Below are 22,995 nucleotides of genomic sequence, written 5' to 3'. Positions count from 1 at the left end.
CAGTTCGCTTTCCGGCGTGAAGACCCAGTTCCCTTCGGCATCGGCGGTGGTTTCACCAAGCTTGTTGCCGTTGTCGTAGATCTCGACCTTCGCGCCCGCTTCCGCCTGGCCTTTCAGGGTCGGCGTGGTGTCGTCGGTGGTGTCCCCCTTAGCAAGCGGCCCCTGTACCGGCCCCTGATCGTCAATGATTTCGCCGATACCCGGCACCTTGTCATCAGTCTCCGGCTGGTTAGGCGAGAGAGTGTCGATCACCAGTTCCCAAGGCGGGGACATCGCGGAAGCATTACCCGCCGCGTCGGTCGCACGGGTAGTCAAGCTGTGCTCGCCTTTCGCCAGTTCGCTTTCCGGCGTGAATGACCAATCGCCATTGGCATTAGCGGTAGTTTCACCGATCTTGTTACCGTTATCGTAAATCTCGACCTTCGTACCTGCTTCAGCCTTACCCGTCAACGTCGGCCGTGTATCGTCGGTCACCGCACCGGGCTCCTGAGCGCCGGTTTCGCTGCCGACATCGTCATAGACGCCGGCAATGATGGGGGCTGCCGGCGGCACAGTATCAACGACTAATTCGAAGGCATCAGACGGAGAACTCACGTTACCGTCAGCATTCTGCTCAACCATGGCAATGCTGTGGGCGCCGTCATCCAAAGGATCACCTGGGGTGAATGACCAACGGCCATCGTTACCCACCTCGGCTTCACCGATTTTTTTGCCATTGTCGTAAAGGATGATGGTATTACCAGGCGTACCGTTGCTCCCCAAAAAAGTGGGGGTATTATCATCAGTCTCAGAACCCGCAGTAATAGCCCCCTGTAGAGACCCTTTATTATCAATAACCTGACTCAGTATTGGAGGGGTGACATCTGGTGCGGGCTGTTGCTCATCAGAAGGTTGGGACGCATCATTTTTGCCGCCGCCATGCTTGTTTGGCCTGCCCTGAGCAATCATCGCACCAATCGCTCCCAGACCTAATGCCAATACGCCGAGCGCCCCCAGCATGGAATAGCTTTCACCACTGAGTTGCTCCCCCCCTAAAACCAGAGGCGAACTTTCACCATCGAGCAGCATTGCTGCAACGGCGTTGTCATCGTCACCGTCGGAAGAGATATATGGATAATAAGCACCGCTTTCAGCCATACCGATAAGTTCCGCACTATGCAGGAAGAAATCCTCAATAATGACGGTTGGCTGATCGAGTGAATCCCCTTCAAGACTGACATGCAGGTCTTTACCTACTCGTTTAACCGTGATGTTTTCAGGGGCAAAACCCGTTTCTTGATCCACCAGGATAAATTTGCCATTTGCAATGGCTTTTATCTTTTGGGGGGCTCCTGTTTTTTTAGAGCGCAAAGAGACTTCTTGCCGTACTTCTTTGCCATCAACCAATACGAGTTTTGTTGGCTGCGTTACCATATATTCTTCCTAATTAATTTCAATTTTCTAACAGTACAACCGTTACATAAACGTCTTGCTTAAAGAGGAAATGTAACAATCTAGATGGTGTGCATAATGATGCTGAATATGGGGTTTGGGAGGTTGTTACAGTTTATCTGCAGCATACCCTTTCCCTTGAATACCCTATTGAACAGATTTCTGATGAAAGAGTCTTTCTGATTGGTATGAATTTTTAACGTTTGTGAACGGTCACGTACGAAAGCACAGAAAATCATTATAAAAAGCAAAATGATACACAGAGCAACCTGAAGATTCAGGTAAAAAACTGGCTGACTCAGTCAGCATAGGATTATAAATTATAGCATTATGATCACACACTTCTTTAGCTGCAATTATTCAAGCCGTGCTCACTTAACTCCCTCAGTCTGGCGGCTATTTCAAGTCACACGCCCGTAGGGTGCATCAACTTTTTGTAATCTTCAAGCGTAAGAGGATTTACGGACGCATTTTCGAACTGGTCAGGTATTTATTTCCTTTTCCTGCCTTTATTCTATCCATCGCATTAAATCGCGACGTTCTCTAAGCAACTGCAGCATGGACACATGTTTGGGAAAACCAAAGTCTTTACTTGGTATTAATGCTGGTTGTTGTGCTAATGCTGAAAATGGCTATAGAGCAACTCATCGTTTTTGCTTGTTTTCTTAGAACCTCCCCATTAATTACCTGATGATCTTAATTTAAATGAAAAATACTACTGATAGCTCAATCCGTTTCTCAGTCATCACTGAAGACTCATTAATACAGACCGGTTATCTAGACACATCGCTGAGCGAACCAACACAATATGTCCCATACATTCCAGGTAATATTTATCTGGTACAAGAGGTTGCAACCGCATCGCTTGAGGATATATTAGCCGCAGAACGTTCAGGTGAAGATCTGATTTTAACCCTACACAGCCAGGAAAATAGCCAGCCACATCTGGCTCTAAAAGATTTTTTCACCCACAGCGGTCAACTGTACCAAATTAAGCCGGACGGCGAGTTTATCCGCAGCCTATCTGCTCAAGATAACCCTCAGCAGGGGGCGGTCATATTTGACGCCCAGTCATTGGGCCATATTGAACAGCAGCCACAGAGCCCGATGCTGAGCATGCTTCACGAAGTTTCTATCGCTGAGGCTAATGACGCGTTATCCCCGGCAAGCGAAGCTGCACCAGCCATGGCCGCAATGGCGGCGTTGATGCAGGATGAGGCGCCGACAATCACACATGCCCTTGACCAATTGGGTTCACGCCAAGGGGCTCTGAAGTCAGGTAACGTCACTGATGATCAATGGGCAGTTTTAGAAGGCAGCGGTAATCCCAGTGCTTCTCTTGAGATTCTTGACAATGGTCAGGTGATCGGTGAAGTGATCGTTGATGCCAGCGGCTTTTGGCGCTTCACTCCCGAGGATAAATTCAGTGAAAGCGGGCACGTATTGGTGGCTCGCGACAAAACCAGCGGCCAATCATCCGAGAGCTTTGCGTTAATCGTCGACTCTATTGCTCCCTCGCGCGCCGTCATCGACAGTATCAGCAGCGATAACCACGGGAACGCTCTGATCGGGAAAAATGGCTACACCAACGACAATACGCCATTGATTAAAGGCCGTGCCGAAGCGTTCAGCGTGGTGGCTATCTATAGTGGCAAATCCATGATCGGGACCGCATTTGCCGACGTGACAGGCGCCTGGGAGTTCTCTTCCATTTTCGCCTTCCCGGATGGTGAGTACACAATCACTGCCAAAGCAGTCGACTTTGCCGGTAACTCCGGGCTGGGGTCATTAGCCTACACAATGACGATCGACACCATCCCCCCTGCATTGCCGACCATCCTGCAAGCGTTTGACGATGTTGGTGCACAGCAAGGTATCCTGAACTCAGGAGATTTGACTGATGACCGCACCCCAAGGCTGTCCGGCAAGGCCGAAGCGGGTGTGACGGTATTTATCAATGACAACGGTAAACTGCTGGGCACCGCCATGGCAGATGCCAGCGGCAACTGGTCTTTCACACCAGGGGCACCACTGACGGACGGTGAACACCATTTCACCACTTCTGCCCGCGATAAGGCAGGTAACACCAGTAACGCTGAGAGCGATGCCTTTACACTGGTACTGGGGGAAGACCGCACTTCTAGCCCGACTATCGACAGCGTAGCTGACAATGTGGGCAACCTTCAGGGACTGCTGAAGCACGGTGATTATACCGACGACGCTACCCCCACCCTGCGTGGCAAAGCACAGGCTGGCGACACGATCAAAATCTTTGATAATGGTATTGTGGTCGGTGAAACCCAGGCAGATGCCGCAGGCAACTGGCTTTTTACCCCGGCTGCCGCGTTGAACGAAGGCCAACACGCTTTCCAGGTACAGGCGCTCAATACCACGCATTCTCCCAGCGAGCTTTCTCCCGTATTCGAGGTCAACCTGGATCTGACGCCGCCTGACACGTCGAACCTGCGTATTAGCGGGATCTACGATGATATTGGCACCATTACCGGCAATGTCGTCCACGGTGGCCGTACTGACGACCAAAACCCGACCCTCAGCGGCACCGGGCCCGCGGGCGAAACCGTGATCGTCTTCGTCACCAATGCCAACGGGCAGCATGAAATCGGCCGCGTCCAGGTGAGCAGCAATGGCACCTGGCTCCTTGAGGTCAATGAAACCTTAAGCCTCGGTGCTCATACTTTTACCGCTGCTGCCATCGATATGGCAGGTAACGTTACGCCACATAGCCCTGGTTACAAAGTGACCGTCACCACCAACGATACGATCGGTGGGTTTGACCTTAATGGTCATCAGACATCGGGCGGAGCGATCAACACCACGGTAGTTGGAAACCAATCGAACCCACAGGTAACCAAGCTGGCTAACGGTAATCTGGTGGTTCTCTGGCAGGGGGATAACAATAAATTTTATGATGTCTATATGCAGTTGCTGGATCCGACTGGCACACAAAAAATTGGTCGGGAACAGTTTGTCAACCAGCGCACTGTCTCAAACCAAGACAGCCCTCAGGTAGTCGCGCTGGCCGATGGCGGGTTCCTGGTGGTGTTTGAATCATATCAGGCAAGTGCTCTGGACAATAACCAAGACAGCATCTTCGCCCGTAAATACGCTGCAGATGGCACTGCCCAGACTGATGAGTTCCTGGTCAACCAGACGACGGCTGGCGCCCAGCGCAGCCCGGCAGCGCTGGCTTTGCCAGACGGCGGTTATATCATCTCCTGGTACAGCGCGCAGAGTAATAACTCGATCATGCAGCGCACCTACAATGCCGATAACCAACCGGTAGGTAATGAAGTGGTCATCAGAAGTGGCGGTGCAGACTCGTCTGGTGGCTCGGAAATGGTGCTGTTAGGCGATACAGGCTGGTATCTCACCGTCTGGGAAGGTGTAGACAGTAATAAAACCGGTATTAATGGTAAGTTACGGAAAATTGATGGTTCTGCGACAGGCCCTGACCTGATCCTGAACACCACTCAGGATGGCGTTCAGCAGTATCCGGATGTACTGATGCTGAAAAATGGTAGCTTTGTCGTTATGTGGGACTCCAGCGACAAGCAGAGCGTAGGTGGCGATATCCGTGCAGCTCATTACAGTTTTGATCCTGTCACCGGTAGCGTTGCGTTACTCGGTAACGGTGACTTTATCGTCAACGAATACCAAGCAGGCAAGCAGTATAAGCCCGTGGGTGTGGCACTGAACGATGGCGGCTACATGCTGTTCTGGGGTTCTGAAGGCGGTGACGGCGATGGTTCAGCCATTTTTGCTCAGCGTTTTGATGCCAACAGTAACAAGGTCGGCCATGAATTTCTGGTCAACCCGACCACCTGGGGTAACCAGGGTGCCGGTTGGGATAATATCGATCTGACGCATATCCTTGACGCCACGCTGATGGAGGATGGCAATATTTTCGTCACGTGGAACAGTGAGGTGATCGACCGTCACGGATACGGTATCGAAGGCGTTGTCGTTGACATTGATGCCGGTTTTTACTCGGAATTCCAAGTCAACGGTGAGATTACTAGCAATCAGACCACCCCGGTGACGACTGCACTACCCAATGGCAATGTCATGGTTGTCTGGCATTCGCAAGATGCCGGTAATTCAGATATCAAGGGGCAATTGTTTAATGAGCAGGGAATGCCCATCGGACCGGAAATACTGCTTAGCCAAGAGATGAAAGCATATCATCAGTTTGACCCAGCGATTGCTACGCTGGCTGACGGTACCTTTGTCGTTGCATGGGCAAGCGCTGATTCGGCCAACCATATCCGTATGGCGCATTACGGCTATGAATACGATGAGCATGGGCAAGTGATTGGCACCGTGCAGATTGGCAGTGAGCTGGTGGTCAACCCGAATCCGAGTGCGATTTGGACCAATATGCCATCCATCACCGCGTTGGATGATGGTGGTTATCTGGTGACTTGGCGTAAGGGAAGCTCAATCACCACGATGGTATCACGCCAGTATGATGCCAATGACCAACCGGTCACTAATGAAGTGTTAGCGGGTTCCTCGGCGATAACCTCGGGTTCGGTATCAATCACGTTAGCCGATGGCCGTGTCGCGATCACTTATACTACTCTAGGGAAAGGAGGTGATGAAGACGTCATGGTACAGATCTACAATCCAGTGACGCATACCTACAGCCCTGGCTTTATTGCCAACCAGACTCTGCCGGGGGCGCAAAGTGCCCCAAGTATCACCACATTGGCCAATGGTAATTTTGTGGTTTCATGGGATAACGGCAATACCACGGGCCCAGATCAGGATGGCAGCGTTTATGCTCGCGTTTATTCTGCTGCCGGTGAACCCTTGGGCAACGAATTTATCGTCAATACCTTCACGCTATACGCTCAACAGAAACCAATAGTCCAGGCCAACCCAAACGGCGGCTTTGTGGTGGTTTATGAGTCACAGGCCGACATAACACCTGGAGCAGGGACATTCGGTATTTATATGCAATTCTTTGACGATAACGGTAACCGTGTTGGCCAGGAAATGCAGATTAACCAGATAGTAGCGGGAACTCAATCCGAGCCCGATATTACCTTCCTGGCCGATGGCCGTCTGTTCGTCACCTGGACCGACTACCAAGTAGGTGATGGCAACGGCTCATCCATCAAGGGCCGCATTATCGACCTGGATGGCACTCTGGGCAAAGAAGTTGCCATGAATGGCAGCAACCAAAGCGCCACGACGCTTCTGGCCTTGGCTGATGATGCCACACAGGGTAGCCTGTGGATGCTGTTTGACGATGGTTCAGCCTCTGGCCTGATGTTGACCGGCGAATCATTGTCGGCGGTACGCGGCGGTGCGGGTGATGATGTCATGGGTATTACTGATACATCATTCGTTTCTCTCAACGGTGGTGCCGGTATAGATACCCTGCTGTTGGACGGTAGAAACATGGCCCTGGATCTTGACGCACTGATAGGCCATATCACCGGGATCGAGAAGATCGATCTGGGTCAAGGCAGCGCCAACAGCCTGAGCCTGAGCGCTTCTGCACTGGATGGATTAGGACAGACCGATATGGTTATAGCCGACGGCAAGAACCAGTTCGTGATTAACGGTGACAGTTCGAACACCCTCCAGCTTCTGGATACGCAATCTGAGTCGTGGATGGATGCGGGTGAAGCTGAAATCGGTGGCGTGGTTTACCACTCCTATGTTGCAGGCGCAACGGAACTGCTGGTAGAACAAAATATCCTTGTAACCGTAAGCTAAGCCTACCCGACCTGCCTGATAGAGGTAACGCTCTATCAGTGACCTTGTCAATCAAGCTCAAGGGTTACCCTCAACAGGGGTAACCCTTTCACTTATCACAATCCCGGAACGTCGCTGCCCACTCACCTGCCCAGCTCTTTATTGGCGCTCAGATAAGATAGCCAGCAGCTCATTGCCTAAACGCACAATTTCTTCACCGTGGCTCTCATCGTGGCTGGACGCTGCCAGCGTCATGATGCGGGTAACCAAAGATTCAGCGCTGACTGGCGTTGCCAATACTATTTTCTCTAATGCTTCACAAAATGCGGCGAGTAACATCTGGGCAGGCTCGATCCCCGAAGTTTTGATCAGAACTTCCAGGGCGGTAGCCTGTTCAATCAGTTGCTGCATGTCAAAAACACCAAACGCACCATTGAGGAAATGCAGCTCATGCAAAATGGCAGGTATATCTTTTGTCTCGATCGCTTCTCTCAGCGCCGCGAGCGAATTGGCGCAGGTCTGCTCAAAAAGCTGCTGAATATCCACCGGCAGCGCATTACCATCCAGCACCCCGGATGGTTGAGTCTCAACCTCGGGCTTCATTTTTGCTTCGAGATAAATCGCTTCCAGGCCACACACGACCAGTAACATCTCTTTCAATTCTTTCAATAACAACGGCTTGGTGAGAACTCGTGCCATGCCGGCCGCCTTACAAGCGGTGTACTCCTGCTGGGTTGCACTGGCCGTTACCGCCACCACTGGCATCGTTGGCCATTCCTCTCGCACTCGCCGGGCCAGCGTATAGCCATCCATCCCCGGCATGGATAAATCCGTCAGAAGAATATCAAACCGTTCCTGCTGCAATTGGGCCAGTGCCTGTTCACCTTCTGCAACCAAGCACACCGTGCAACCCAACAGCCGCAGTTGTTCCGCAATCAGATGCCGGTTGACCGGGTTATCTTCTGCGACCAGCACATGCAACGCCTGCGGTAAAGCCTGTTCCCTTTGTTCACGTATCGGCAGATCCTGTCCCTGCAGGCTATGCCGCAAAGCGCAGGCCAACCCTTTTAGCCCATACACCGACGTACTCAACACTCGCCCGGTCGCAACAGGTATCTGCGGCCCTTCATGGCTGCAATCGATCACCCAGGCCGCCTCTTCAACCAGGCGATTTTCATCATCGTGGTGCCAAGTGCTCCTGTCTCCCCAAAGTATCAACGTTTCCAGGGTGCTTAGCGCAGCGTCATCAATCTGCGCAGGGTGTTGATAGCACCGCACTTCCAGCCCCCACGCCGTCAATACCCTGGTTAGATATGACCGACACTCTGGCATTATTGCCAATACGATGACTTGCTGCCCGCTAAATAATGGGCGATCGGGCTGCGTTTTGGCCTGTGATAAAGGCAACGACAGTTGGAACACGCTACCTTTACCCAGCTCACTGGTGACGGACAGCTTCCCGCCCATGGCCTCCGCCAGCCGCTTACACAGCGCCAACCCCAACCCGCTACCACCATAGCGCCGATTAATGGTCTCATCCGCCTGGTTGAAGGCATTGAACACCTGTTGTTGCTGTAACGCCGATATGCCAATACCGGTATCTTCAACCTCTACCAGAATGAGGGAGGTAGACATATCTACGTTTATCCGCAGTATGACTTGCCCCTGCTCGGTAAATTTCAGCGCATTCGATAACAGATTGTTGATCACCTGCCCCATATAGGTTGGATCGCCCAACAGCGGCAGCGTGGTGGTTTCCCCCAGCTCACCCCGCAGCGTAAGCCCCTTTGCCTGTGCGATCGGGGCAAAGATATCCAGAACCCGAGCTGCCACCTCAAGAATGTCAAACTCGATGTGCTCCAGGTGCATCTCACCAGCCTCGATCTTGGTAAAATCCAGTACATCATTGATGGTTGACAGCAGGCTGTCTGAAGCATGACGGATCACATCAAGGCGATCGCGCTGTTCGTCCAAGGGCAAATGGGATAACAGTTCAAGATTGCCGAGGATGGCATTAAGAGGAGTGCGGATCTCATGGCTCATCACCGCCAGGAAAGAAGACTTGGCGGCACTGGCTTTGTCGGCAGACTCCTTGGCGGCGATCAGATACTGTTCCAGCTGTTTTTTGTCGGTGATATCCACAAAGGCCACGACCAGAACATCTTCTCCGCGGTAACGAGCCAAAGCCATACTGACAGACAGGTTAACCTGTTGCCCATCACGCGTATCGAAGGTAATTTCCCGGCGCACAAGCCCCTCTTGATGGAGGTTCTGTTGTTGCTGGTAACACTCAACCAGAGCGGCTGGCAGGCTGCGGGAGCCGTTTTGAAACCGCTCCTGCATTTGCACCATAACCAGGCTGCGCAGCAAAAGGGTGCCATTTCCCAACGCCAGCAACCCCAATCCGACAGGTGCAGTTTCAATAAAGGTGCGACTGAGCTGTTCGCTTTCAAAAATGCGCTCAGACTGCTGCATTGCGGGCATCAAAACGCGTCGCTTCACCAACAGCAATAACACCCAGATCACCAGGATAGTAATGCTACCAAAGATAATAGGGATGAGGAGTTGCAGCCCGATATCAGCAATGATATGCCGTAACGAGAGAGAATAAATCAGTATCCAACCGTTCCGGCCAAGCACCCAGCTATAAATAAATTGCCCATCTTGATAATAACTTCGACGAGACTTACCCAACCCCTCTTTTTGCACTAGCTGGGCCAACTTAAGCAGTCGCCCCTCGGCAAGGTTGTTGTAGGGCAACATTAGCCGTCCGCTTTGGTCCAAGAGCAGGCTGTCGCCACCAAAACTGGACTGAGGCAGTGTATCTGCAAATCGCTCAATGGGCAGCTCAAACACCAATGTGCCAAACTTTTCAGTTTTGGATTTCCACATGGTAGAGACAACCCGGAATACGGGCCTATGGCTCAACAGGCTTTCAGAAGGAGGCAGCCAATGTAAAATGGGCTGTGGCGGGCGACTTGATTCGCCGTAGGACGCAAGGCCTTGATCTACTTCATGGCTTAACTGTTCCGTCAAAACGGAGCGCGGTTGGGACAATAAACGATGTGCGATAGTCGGTTCCCAAGGTACCGCGGTGAATAGCAAGAATTTTTTATCCGTGCTGTAAATATAACCATTGAGTTCCCCACTATTACGCCCTCTGGCTTCAGAGGCATAGTGGGAAATATTTTGCGCCAGAGAGAGGTAAAACCAGGGATCATCTGCACTGGTTAATGGCTGAGTCGCCATAACCAGAATCGGCTGATCTTCGAAAGCGTTATGAAAAAGCAAACTGTCGTCATTCGCCCTAAACTGCAACAAAGTGTCCTGGTTTACCGGCCTCACCATATTCAGCGATATGGCAACATCATGAGTATTAGCGTTGGCTCTCGCCGTTGAGCGTACGATTTGATTTGATAGTTTATTGATATTTATAGAGGTTTCAATCTGAACCCTAGCCAGATATCCACGTACACTCGCCCAGATCTCCAACCCGCTGGCAAATAAAATGAGCAAAGTAATCACTATGCCGCCACCGTTTATCAACAGATAGTGATGGCGACGTAAGCGCCCTAATACTTCATCTTTATGAAAATTGCTCATAGGCAGGAGACTCTCAAGATTTTTCCAATACCTCATCGCATTACATCAATGTGGCTGATTAAATCCCTTGTCCACACAAGGGGGCCACCTGAAGCATGAGGAATAAAATAACCAAATTGGTCTGAATGATTATGGTGCAGTATCAGAGAATTGTCAGTGACACCCCTTTGCTAATTTCTTTTCCTCCTTAAACGAGGTTTTTCAAAATACTTGAGAATGGGTTATAGGTAGACGCCTGAGGAATAACTCATGCTGAAGCCCACGCAGAAAGGGTTCTAGCAGCCTTTTGATGTCTCCTCCCCCTAATTTAAGATGTGCCCCAATCTCTGCCAGCCTTTTTTCAGCATCAGGGAAATGGTATACGCTCAACGCACCGCGAAGTTTGTGCAGCTCACGCAGAATACTGGCTGTATCACCTATTGTTTGCGCCTCGCGAATCAGGTCAAAAGATGACTGACATGTATCCTCAAAAATATTCCACATATCTTCTGGCCACATTTGCCTACCCACTTGTGCGCCAGCCGGTTCCTCAACTTGCGTTGGAAGCCCATTAAGGAGCTTCTCCTGGCCGCACACGTCCAGCAAGACCTCTTTCAGCTCTTTCAATAACAGCGGCTTAATCAGCACTCGCGCTATTCCGGCCAACGCACACTTTGTATACTCCTGCAGGCTAGCATCCGCAGTCACGGCCACCACGGGCATCCTTGGATGAACTGTCCGCGCCCAGCGCGCCAGGCTATACCCATCCATACCCTGCATTGACAAGTCTGTGAGCAAAATATCAAACCGTTCCTGCTGCAAACAGGCCGATGCCTGCTCCCCCCCTTCAGCCAAGCACACCGAACAGCCCAACAACCGAAGTTGATCTTCAAGCAGGCGGCGGTTGAATGGGTTATCCTCTGCCACCAATACCCGCAGCGCATAGGGTAAGCTCTGTTCATCCTGTTCACGCGCTGGCAAATGCTGGCCCTGCAAGCTATGGCGTAATGCCATAGCCAAGCCCTTGACCCCATACATTGAGGTGCTCAATATTCGCCCGGTAACAGCCGGGATCCCCGGACCTTGGTCCTTGCATTCAATCACCCACTGGGCCTCTTCAACCAGACGATTTTCATCATCAGGATGCCAGAGCGTTTTCTCCCCCCACAGCACCAGAGTCTGCAGCGAGCCTAAAGCCACATCATCAATTTGAGCCGGGTGTTGATAGGTTGCCACTTCCAGCCCCCACGCCGTTAATACCCTTGCCAGATACGCCTGAGACTCTGGCAGCGCTGCCAGTACACTGACTCGTTCACCATTGAATAATGGCCGATCCTCCTGCCGCACCTCTTGAAATAGCGGCAACGACAGTTGAAACACACTCCCCTTACCAGATTCGCTGATGACCGACAGTTCTGCGCCCATCGCCTCCGACAGACGCTTGCACAGCGCCAACCCCAGCCCGGTTCCACCATAGCGCCGATTGATAGTTTCATCGGCCTGGCTGAACGCGCGAAATATCTGTTGCTGCTGTAATGCTGATAGGCCAATGCCCGTATCTTCGATCTCAAAGCGGATTCGTGAAGCGGGAGCATCCAGGCAAATCCGTAGCACGACTTGCCCCTGTTCGGTAAATTTCAGCGCGTTCGACAGGAGATTGTTAAGCACCTGCGCCAGGCAGGTTGGATCGCCGCGCATCGTTTGGGTGGTGGTTTCCCCTAACTCCCCCAGCAGAACCAGCCCTTTCGCCCGGGCGATCGGGGCAAAAATTTCCAACACCCGGGCGGCAACCTCCAGTACATCAAACTCGATATGTTCTAAGTGAAGCTCCCCTGCCTCAATCTTGGAAAAATCCAGCACATCGCTGATGGTGGCCAACAAGCTGTCCGACACATGGCGAATAATAGCTAGGCGATCGCGCTGTTCGTCCAAAGCTGAATGGGCTAACAGTTCAAGATTGCCAAGAATGGCATTAAGCGGGGTACGGATCTCATGGCTCATCGCAGCCAGGAACGATGACTTGGCCGCGCTGGCTTTATCGGCAGATTCTTTGGCCGCGATCAGATATTGCTCCAACTGCTTTTTGTCGGTGGTATCAATAAAGGCCACTACCAGCGCATCTTCTCCTCGGTAACGAACTGGAGCCATACTGACGGCCAGGTTGACTAACAGACCTTCGAGTGTGCTGAACGTCAATTCCTGGCGCACAGGTCCACTTTCAGGTGTCTTTGTCTGCTGCCGATAACATTTGGCAAATTCCGCTGGCAGACTGGCTTCACCCATTTGCAACTGCGCCTGAGTTTGTATCATCGCCGGGCTACGCAACAGCGGCTCACCATTTTTCAGCCTCAACAACCCCAAACCTACAGGAGCGGTTTCAATCAGGGTAAGGCTGAGTTGCTCACTTTCCAAAGCCTGTTGAGCCTGCCTGATGAGAGGGCGGAAAAGATAAAATTTAAAATAAATCAGAAAACACCACACCAGCAGCACAGCACCCAAAGTAACCAGAGCATCACCGCTGGCTTGGCCAACAATAATTGAAGCGATCTGGTGCCATGAGCAGTGAAACACCAGAAACCAGCCGGTCTCCCCTATAGCGGCAACGAAGGTGATCTCATTTTCCTGCGGTTCTGGCTGGAGTTTTTCATTATCATATATAGCGAGGTGATCAATATACTGATTACCCCGCTTGCGGATGATATTCCCCTGTTTTGACAAAAGAGTATAAGTGCCCTGTTTATCTTCAGACACCGAAGTTGGCATCAACTCAGGAAGGGCAAACTCCACCACAAGAACGGCAAACGGTATACTATCGAGCAGGATCGGCGCAGCAATGCGCAGCACTGCTTCACCGGAGTAAGGATTTATATCAGGGGACAACCAGTATGTACGGTTTGCGCTATGAGTTATCTCTCTTCGATCAGCAAAAAGTACATTCCTGTCTACATTTTTGGCCAGCAAACTCAGATTATACTTAGAGTTTGATTTAAAGTGTTCACGTATCGCCAAAGGCGGGGCAGGAATAATGCCAGCGATCTCATGCGTTATGCTGTAAAAATAACTGGATAGAATATCTTTTGGCATCATCAGGCTATCTGCAGAAATCACTTCCCCAAGGTAACGACTCAAGCTCAAAAAATGCCTGACTGCCTTTTTATCCACAGCAACAGTCGCAGTGCTGTAAACCCATTGTGAAGCCAGTGCAGATGCAGGGTTTAAAACCAACTGGTTATCATTGAGGTAGAATTGGCGCACGTAGGTATTGCTGAGCTTAACATCCTCTTTTAATAAGACTTCGGCACCAACCAACATCGTCCTGAACGTATTTTCCCGCTTGACAATTTCTTTCTCCAATCGAGTATGTTCACCAGTAAAACCCTGGCGTAACATCTCTATCTGATTAAGCACAGCGCTTCTTACCCCAATAGTAAAAACTAAAAGGAGCATAAGGGTGCTAAATAAGCCGAAACCAAAAACCAATAGACGTTGATAGCGGCGCAAGCGAATAAGTGATTCTATATAGGAAGTTAACACGACAGTATAGACATAACCAAGATGGCGTTCGGCCTCAAAAAATCATTATCATGAGGTATAAAAAGAGTATGCGAAATACTACAATGGCAAAAACGAACTAATCTTATAGTTACCTGCAAGATAACAGACAAGAACGAAATTTATACGGCAAATAATTCGATTTACCTGTAGCGAGCATGGATATTTCAACAAAAATCACACGAATATTCTCAAAACAGCCTATGCTCATCTCATCATATGTGGCATAACATTAAACCAGAACAGTTATCGCATAAAGGACATGGCTAAAACATGAAAATTCGCCTTTTGTTAGCTGACGATCATCCTGCACTGCTGGCGGGGTTAGTACACGAACTGGCTCAGCTCCCTACCTTGGAAATTGTAGGTTCGGCGTTGGATTCCGATGCGTTAGTTGAGCTATTGCACAGCACAGAGTGTGATGTGCTAGTGACCGATTACATCATGCCCGGTGGCAAATATGGCGATGGTATCGGCCTGTTATCCCATATCAGGCGTATAAAGCCACAATTGAAAATCGTCGTTTTCACGACATTGGAAAACCAGGCCCTGGCGCAAGAACTCGCTAAGATTGGCGTCAACGGCGTGCTGGGGAAAACGCAGCATACCAGCCAACTGATCTCGGCAATCCATGCCGTTTATGCTGGATCGAACTATTTCCCCACCAATGACCTGATAACCGGCCAAAGTGGCATTAAGCAGAATCCCGCTTCACACCTTGCTCTGACCAAGCGCGAAATGGAAGTGGTTCGCCTTTACGTCTCAGGCTTGTCGGTCAACGAGATTGCCTCTCAGCTACACCGTACCAAACAAACGATCAGTTCCCAGAAAGCCAGTGCCATGCGTAAGTTAGGCATATCACGCGACGCCGATCTATTCCGCTTTGCATTTGAATCAGACATGATAAATAGGAAATAATTCTATTACATTCAAATAGATAAACTCTGCCCCCTCAAGCTGTACGAATGCTGTTTGCATTACTCGGCCATTCTGGGCCTTCCCCTGCAAACAGCGTTCGCATCACTCTTTGCTCGCTCTCTAAAACTCGAACTATTTAGGGTATATCTCTTCATTTCAGCCTGATATCAGTTAATTCAAGAAACCAGTAAATAACAAGAGTAGCATTGTTTTATATATGGTTAATTTCAAGGCTTAATTTTGACCTGCCGTTTCACAACCCCAGTAAGAAAAGCAAGAACATCAGTTTAGTACTGGTCCTACCCTCTTTCATTTCAATTCGAACATACCTGACAGACACAGAAGCCGCAGGAATTTAAAGTATGTTCCATAGCAAACGTGGAGGGGATATTTATTTTCCTGATTCTCTTTCCCCCTATTTTTACAGAGATAGCAATAAAGGCTATGTCTTTTTAATAAATCTTTGCAAAAACCTGGGTCAATTAAGACACCAAAGGATTATAAACATGCCGTCAGAAAATGATCATCTGAATCAGAATGAGAATTCGTTTATTCTTCCGCCCCCTGAGCGGATCATAGACACTCTGCTTGAGTGCACACTGTGGATGTGTGAATACCAGGGCTCACCACGGAGCGTTGAAAGCCTTTGTGCTGGGTTACCTAAAGGGAATCAGCTGAACACGTCACAGGCCCTGAGTGCATTAAGTAATGCGGGTCTTACTGCCGGAACGGTTCGTCGCCGGGCACACGAGTTCTCTGCGCATCTGATGCCTATCATATTGCTACGTAAAGATCGTGGGGCGGCTATTCTGCTGGCTTCCCGTCGTGATGACGAAGGCAAACTGCGTTTCCAAATAATTTTGCCTGAAATCGGCGTTGATTCACCCGTAGAAATAGGTCACGAAGAGCTCTCAACCTGGTATTCAGAGCATGCCATTTTGGTCAAACCCAGCGCGCAGGTTGATACCCGTGCTGGTGAAGAAACACCGCATTCATCTGGTCATTGGCTGTTCAGTACCCTGTGGCGCTATCGCAGTTATTACCGCAGCGCAGCGCTTGCCGCGATCATTGTGAATATCCTGGCGCTATCCAGCATATTCTTTACGATGAATGTCTATGACCGTGTGGTGCCAAACCAGGCTTATGTCACCCTTTGGTCCTTGGCAATCGGTGTAGCTCTTGCCATGTGTTTTGAAGCGGTAACGCGCTTTGTCCGCGCAAATTTGTTGGACATGGCGGCTAAAAAAGCCGACTTGATATTGGGTTCTCAGTTATTCCGCCAGGCATTGGGCGTGCGAATGGAGCACAAGCAGTCTTCGGCCGGGGCCTTTGCCAACCAGTTGCGCGAATTTGAATCGGTACGAGACTTTTTTACCTCGGCGACCTTGGCCGCGATATCTGATTTACCTTTTGTTCTGTTGTTTGTTGGCGTGATCTTCGTTATCGGTGGCTCGTTGGGGTGGATACCACTCATGATGATACCTTGCATCATCATTATCAGCGTGTTCATTCAATGGCCACTGGCGCGAACCATGCGTGAAAACCTGCGTGAATCCTCACTCAAACAGGGTGTTCTGCTGGAATCCATTGAGGGGATAGAAACACTCAAGTCTGTTGGCGGAGAAGGCCATATGACGCGTCGTTGGGAAGCGTTCAGCGCAGCGGCTGCCAGCACCTCAATGAAATCACGTCAGCTCACCAGTAGCGCATTGAATTTAGTGAGTTTCCTGCAGCAGCTGCAGACCGTAATTATCATCGTGTTCGGTGTTTATCTGATTGGTGATGGCTCGCTTTCTCAGGGAGCGTTAATAGGAACCGTGATGTTGGCAGGCCGTGCAACGGCACCGCTGACCCAGGTGGCAGGATTGGCCGTACGCTTTCAACAGGCTAAAGCGGCAATGACGTCATTGAATCGCCTTATGGATATGCCACTTGATCGTGAAGTTGATAAGAAATATTTACCCTTGCCTTCATCACAAGGGCAATTGGAACTGAAAGGGGTAAAGTTCGCTTATCCTGCACCGCCAGATAAACCTAATCAGCCCGTACTTGAAGGCATAAATGTGTCCATCGGGCCCCATGAGCGAGTCGCGATATTGGGGAAGATTGGCAGCGGTAAGTCGACGTTACTGCGCTTGATGGCGCGTCTGTATCAACCGACCGGGGGGCAGATGATGCTCGGGGGGATCGATGTAGCGCAGATTGACCCGGCAGACTGGCGTGCAACCGTAGGATATGTTGGCCAGGAAGCGCGTCTGTTTTACGGCACGCTGCGCGAAAATATCATGATTGGCCGCCCAAATGCTTCCACTGATGAGCTTCTGAGAGTGTTGCAACTGACAGGGCTGGATCAAATCGCACAGAAGCATCCAATGGGAATCAACATGCCTATCGGCGAAATGGGCGAAGGGTTATCTGGCGGACAACGCCAACTGGTTTCCTTAGCACGCAGTTTGTTAGCTCGTCCACAAATACTGTTACTGGACGAACCTACCAGCTCTATGGATACGCAAACTGAAGCTCTTTTTATGGCAAGACTGAATAACGCGACTAAAGATCAAACGCTGATACTGGTGACTCACCGGACCTCATTATTGAATTTGGTTGACAGGATCTTGATTGTTGATGAAGGACGTATTGTCGCTGATGGACCAAAAAATGAAATTATCGCTGCTTTGACCGCAACAGGCGATCGTGAGTCAGTGACTAAAACACCTTCTAACGCTAAATAACGAGTTCAGGTTAAACGCCTGCCAGTGAAATACACCAAGGAATTGAGATATGTTTAATAAAATTCAGAGCAGCTTTAAGCGTGCCCCGAAGCCTGCTGCGTTAAAAGCTGATGATGTCGCGTTTATGAGTGACCTACGTGAATCATTACTTATTCAGTCGGCCCCAGGCTCGCGTGCCATTTTATATATCATTTGTGTCATTTTAGCGACAGGAGTTATTTGGGCTCATTACGCCAAGGTTGAGGAAATAACCCAAGGTGAAGGAAAGATTATTTCAAAAAGCCGCGAACAAGTTATAGAAAGCCTGGAAGGTGGAATTATTGAAGAGATGTTGGTTCGTGAAGGGGATATTGTAGAGAAGGGGCAACCTTTGCTAAAAATAGATCCCACTCGAGCAAGCTCTACTTATCAGGAAATGAATGCCAAGCTGATGGGGTTAAAGGCAATGATAGCGCGACTAGAAGCCGAAGCTTATCAAAAGCCGCTGAAGTTTCCAGAAGAATTACAGAAGCATCCTTTGATGATTGAGCAAGAAACTAAAGCTTATGAATCACGGAAAAAATCTCTTGAGGACAGTCTGAGCGCATTGCAACGCAGCCGTGACCTTATTTTGAAAGAAGTTTCTATGACTGCACCATTAGCCTCACGGGGTTTGATCTCCGAAGTAGAGATTCTGCGCATGAAGCGTCAGGCTAATGATCTGGAGATCCAGATCGTAGAACGTCGTAACCGCTACCAGGGTGAGGCAAACGCAGAATTAACCAAAGCCGAGCTCGAAGTTGCACAGTTGATCGAGGGCCAGGTAGGCCGTAAAGACGTGCTGGCACGCACAACTATTTACGCTCCGGTTTACGGAACGGTAAAAAACGTCAGTATCAGCACGATCGGGGGAGTTATTCAACCAGGTGCGAACATTATGGAGATTGTGCCGTTGGAAGATCAACTGATTGTGGAAGGGCAAATAAAGCCACAGGACGTCGCCTTCCTGCGCCCAGGGCTGCCGGCAACGGTTAAGGTCTCTGCTTATGACTATGGTATTTACGGGGGGCTTAAAGGCACCGTAGTCCATATCAGCCCAGATACGTTACAAGATGAAAAAAAATTGGCAGCAGGCCGACCGGACGCAATTTATTATCGGGTACAAATACTCACCGATACCAGTTGGTTGGAGTCGGCTGGCAAGAAACTACCGATTATTCCAGGTATGACTGCGACCGTAGAAATACGTACTGGTACAAAAACGATTTTAGATTATTTACTGAAGCCCGTATTTAAAGCCAGAGAAGCATTCCGCGAGAGATAATTCAGTATGAAATTAAGTAGAAGAAAAAATCGTTTCCCAAAATCTCGCGCTTTAATGTTGAATGCTTCAATGCGGTTGCTACTGTGTGTGGGTATAACGACATCATCTCTGCCGCACGCCCTGGCTGATACACAGGATGTGGTTCCAATGGCCGCGGAGGATGATCCCCACCAGGCTTCATCCTGGAGTTTATTTTCATCTACAACAAAAACAAAAGAAACCGCGCTCCGTGGCACTTTTGGGGAATATCGCCTGATTTCCGAGCAGGCAAAAAAGTTATCACCGGCCAAAAAAGTAATAGATAAGGTCACAAATAAAGAAGGCCGCAAGCAGACGGCCACGGCCTATGCTGCGCATCAAAAACCGCACTCTCGCCAAGACCGTGAGCATGCTGAGGTGGGGAGTCAGGCATTTAAAGCCATTCTGGCTGGCACTTTAAAGCAGGCTATCGAACGCAGCCCTTCGCTTAAGCAAGCCAGTGCAGAACTCGGGGCGGCAAATGCTGACGTGCGTGAAGCAGAAGGACAGCGTTGGCCACAAATTGACGTCAGAGCTAATTCTCGTTCAACGTCGTTGGGACGCGGTTCTCATTCCAGCGCTCAGGCCATCAATGTGAACATGACAACCACGGTCTACGATTGGGGGCGCACAGGGAAATCGATCGATAGCCGTAAAGAGTTGAGTACGGCGGCGGTCCAGAAATATATGACCAATGTGGAAATATTGGCTCAAGACGTGGCAAGTACCCTATTGGAGAAAGAGAAAGCCTGCCGGGTAGTTACCATCAATCAGCAATATGCAGAACGGATGGAACAGTTGGTTGATATGCTGAGGGATATAGTGGCAACAGACAATGGGCGCGCCAGCGAATTGGTACAGGCACGTGCCAGGTTACTGGAAGCCGAATCGAACCGAGATACGTGGCAAGCACGGGAGAGAGATGCTGAAATAAAACTGCATAAGTTGATTGGCAAAAACAGTGTCAAATTTCCAAAGAATATTCAATTTACCTTACCCGATATTGAGCTGAACCAACTGCTGTCCGTTGCCCAGAATCATCCGGCTTTATTACAGGCAGAAGCTGAAGCAAAAGCGTCAAAACTTCATGCTGAATCGCTGCAGGCTGCAGAAAAACCCCAGGTCAATTGGGTGGTGACAAAATCAACGGGCAAGGATGATTTTGGCCGCGAAGATCCTTGGCAGACCATGGTTACCGTTAGTTGGCCGGTCTTCAGCGGGGGGTCCGCCACTGCGGCTCGGGAAGCCGCATTGCTGAGGGCTGAAGCCGAACTCGAAAATAAAGCCAGACAGCAAATGGATCTTGAGTTTGACGTTCGCGCCGCAGCCCAGGATGCCAAAACTTTGTTAACGAGGGCAAATCTTTATGTCAGCCTGATTGCAGAAACAGAAAAAGTGAAAACTGCATTTTTTGACCAATGGCATCATCTTGGCCGTCGAACGCTGCTGGATGTTCTGGTTGCTGAAAGTGATTACAACAATAATCGTATTAATGAGGTCTCATATCGTTTTGACAGTTATCTCGCTGTATTAAAAGCCTATGGAAGCACAGGAATATTAAGCCGCTGGCTACTTGATGACCTGAATAGCGTTGAACGCTAGGCTTTGCAAAATTTTCCCAAGCCACTTGGAATTTAGGGGAAGGTAACCCAACGCCAGCATTGTTAAAGGCAACGGGAACTGTCTTTTCCACCGTTGATGTTTTGTGATGCACGTTCTCTTACCAGGATGAATGAACGGAGTATGCTTTTTGGGCATGCTCCTTTGTTCTCTACCTGCTGTTCTCGGTATTTTCACCGAGATAGATGCAATAACAGTTTATTTAAAAAAATAAATTGTCAAGGATACAATTATTAATAATTGGATGATTTATGAATATTAATATCATTATTGCGGACGATCACCCGGCAATACTTTCAGGTATCTCATATGAGTTATCGACAATTCGTACGCTCAATATTGTCGGGAAAGCCAGGAACTCGACTGAGATTCTTGATGTATTAAACCAGACTAATAGCGATGTACTTATAACGGATTATGTCATGCCTGGTGGCATTGCTGGAGATGGTATGGCAATGCTTTCGTTCTTAAGGCGCCATTACCCGGAGTTAAAGATTATTGTTTTTACAATGTTAGACAACTCGGCAATTGTTGCTGAAATACTCAAGCTCGGGGTGGGTTCGGTGTTGAATAAGGTTGAAGATCTTGGTCACCTGATCTCTGCAATACACGCTGTCTATGCTGGAGCCACCTATATTTCGCCTCATTTCAAGTCAGTGGCACAATGCTTGGCGGGTAATATGGCTTCACGCACCACGAGTCCTAAACTGACAAAACGCGAGGCCGAGGTGATCAGGCTGTATGTTTCGGGTATGTCTGTAAACGACATTGCCAGCCAGTTAAAACGAACTAAGCAGACGGTGAGTTCCCAGAAAACCAGCGCGATGCGCAAACTCCAAATATCAAGGGATGCTGACCTGTTTCGTTTCGCCTTTGAAACCGGTTTAACCGGTGTTGGTTAGGTGACCGTAACGATCATAATGCCGGGTGTTATTTAATCAGCACGAGTCAATACGATATGTCTGTACTGCTTTTAATACCCATCATCGTGTTTTGGTAAGACAGTTTCACCACAGTGTCACAATATTACAGCATGGAGATTCCATCAGATAGGCCAAACGTTGGAACTGACAACAAACCGGTATTATCCCCAGGGAATAGGCAACGCGCGGTGATTCTTCGCACCGACGATAACGGAGCTACCTTTAGCATGATGTACCCTTAATCTCGGCCCGTAATATATGCCTGTGGTTGCGTGACAATATCGTTGCTCTGCCGCAGGCTTATTTACCGTAAAGCATGTCATAAGCCCATTGCCTCAAGATTTTCACTCCCCATATACCGAGGCTGGCTGGCATTTAACCTGCGGTGAAATCAGGCGAATTTACAGGTAAGCCATTATTGCTTTCACCGCATCATCACATTGCGCATCATTGCTCACCTCCACAACGGGGCAGGTTATTTTTTCAAGCCATTTTTTATGCTTGTAGGCATTTCTGCTCACGGTTGTCGACGTTTCATAGGCTGAGGCCCACGCAATAAAACGCTGAGATTGCTCGTAATACTCGCCCCCCGGAGCAATCGCCGCACCGTATCTGGCCCATTCCCTCTTCTTGATACGGTCGATCCTGACATCATTCTTCACGTACACATACACCACCAGATCGAAATAAGGGATAACTATATCCCCCCAACCACAAAGGGAGCCGCTCAGTATCCACTGTGGGCTTGCTGCTAATGTGGCCGATAACAGTTGCTGCCTTTCCACGTATTCACGGGCAACGCTGAAGGGAGGTGTGGTGGCATGCCAGTAAATATCATCCGTATCCACGTGCTGATAATGCGTGATTTTGCTCAACCGCGCAGCAATCGAAGTGGTCCCCGAACCAGAAGCTCCCATGATGTGGATCTTATTAATTTGAGACATGAATCAGTCCTCAAAAAGGAATGCTGCCCTCACTGATTGACCTTGGGCACCAACGCGCTTCAACCCGCAAATTAACACAGGGAAAGAGGGGGCTTTCAAGCGGATTCTGCTCGTGCCGTTAAGCATGCCTACGCTGCCATGTTAGACCAATAAGGTGACAGAACAGATAAAACGGTGGGTTAACAGCACGGCAGTTGCACCATATAACATGACACCGCACAAAGTTATCACACCATTTTTACAAA

10 protein-coding genes are annotated in these 22,995 nt (G+C 49.6%); 6 read left to right on the top strand and 4 right to left on the bottom strand.

Translation table 11 applies throughout. The annotated features are described in order from the left end of the window. Window positions 1-1,284 (bottom strand): Ig-like domain-containing protein (locus tag WG891_RS24610; RefSeq protein ID WP_337264872.1); only part of this gene is annotated, 1,284 nt, incomplete at its 3' end. An 852-nt stretch (window positions 1,285-2,136) separates the two neighbouring features. On the opposite strand from WG891_RS24610, the gene WG891_RS24605 reads away from it, so the two are divergent. Next, window positions 2,137-7,179, top strand: coding sequence for an Ig-like domain-containing protein (locus WG891_RS24605; protein ID WP_337264871.1), 5,043 nt, complete (start codon window positions 2,137-2,139; stop codon window positions 7,177-7,179). 138 nt (window positions 7,180-7,317) lie between these two features. On the opposite strand, the gene WG891_RS24600 is transcribed toward WG891_RS24605, so the two are convergent. Beyond that, window positions 7,318-10,050 carry a hybrid sensor histidine kinase/response regulator gene (locus tag WG891_RS24600; protein WP_337264870.1) on the bottom strand — a complete coding sequence of 911 codons (2,733 nt, stop codon included), beginning with the start codon at window positions 10,048-10,050 and terminating at the stop codon, window positions 7,318-7,320. A 912-nt stretch (window positions 10,051-10,962) separates the two neighbouring features. Further along, entirely contained in the window at window positions 10,963-14,274 is a 3,312-nt protein-coding gene (locus WG891_RS24595; RefSeq protein WP_337264869.1) for an ATP-binding protein, read from the bottom strand. 291 nt (window positions 14,275-14,565) lie between these two features. Here WG891_RS24595 and WG891_RS24590 point away from each other — a divergent pair, with 291 nt between their 5' ends. The 5 genes from WG891_RS24590 (at window position 14,566) to WG891_RS24570 (ending at window position 21,785) form a co-directional block, all read left to right on the top strand. Then, the gene (locus WG891_RS24590) at window positions 14,566-15,210 is read left to right on the top strand and encodes a response regulator transcription factor (RefSeq protein ID WP_337264868.1); all 645 of its coding nucleotides are present in this window, start codon (window positions 14,566-14,568) and stop codon (window positions 15,208-15,210) included. A 362-nt stretch (window positions 15,211-15,572) separates the two neighbouring features. After that, window positions 15,573-17,942 (top strand): type I secretion system permease/ATPase, encoded by a 2,370-nt coding sequence (locus tag WG891_RS24585; protein WP_337264867.1) that lies wholly within the window; start codon window positions 15,573-15,575, stop codon window positions 17,940-17,942. A gap of 49 nt (window positions 17,943-17,991) precedes the next feature. Continuing rightward, complete coding sequence (locus WG891_RS24580; protein ID WP_337264866.1) at window positions 17,992-19,245, top strand: HlyD family type I secretion periplasmic adaptor subunit; 1,254 nt, start codon at window positions 17,992-17,994, stop codon at window positions 19,243-19,245. Window positions 19,246-19,392: 147 nt separating this feature from the next. Beyond that, window positions 19,393-20,865: a TolC family protein gene (locus WG891_RS24575; RefSeq protein ID WP_337264865.1), complete on the top strand. Its 1,473-nt coding sequence runs from the start codon at window positions 19,393-19,395 to the stop codon at window positions 20,863-20,865. A gap of 269 nt (window positions 20,866-21,134) precedes the next feature. After that, window positions 21,135-21,785, top strand: coding sequence for a response regulator transcription factor (locus WG891_RS24570; protein ID WP_337264864.1), 651 nt, complete (start codon window positions 21,135-21,137; stop codon window positions 21,783-21,785). Between the two features lie 422 nt (window positions 21,786-22,207). Here WG891_RS24570 and WG891_RS24565 read toward each other — a convergent pair whose 3' ends face one another. Continuing rightward, window positions 22,208-22,750, bottom strand: coding sequence for an AAA family ATPase (locus tag WG891_RS24565; protein ID WP_337264863.1), 543 nt, complete (start codon window positions 22,748-22,750; stop codon window positions 22,208-22,210). Between the last annotated feature and the right edge of the window lie 245 nt (window positions 22,751-22,995).

This window comes from Serratia sp. MMO-28 (genome assembly GCF_037199905.1).
GTDB classification, from domain to species: Bacteria; Pseudomonadota; Gammaproteobacteria; order Enterobacterales; family Enterobacteriaceae; genus Chania; species Chania oryzae.
Note: the sequence above shows the minus strand (reverse complement) of the source record. Positions and strands in the feature narration are given on the sequence as shown.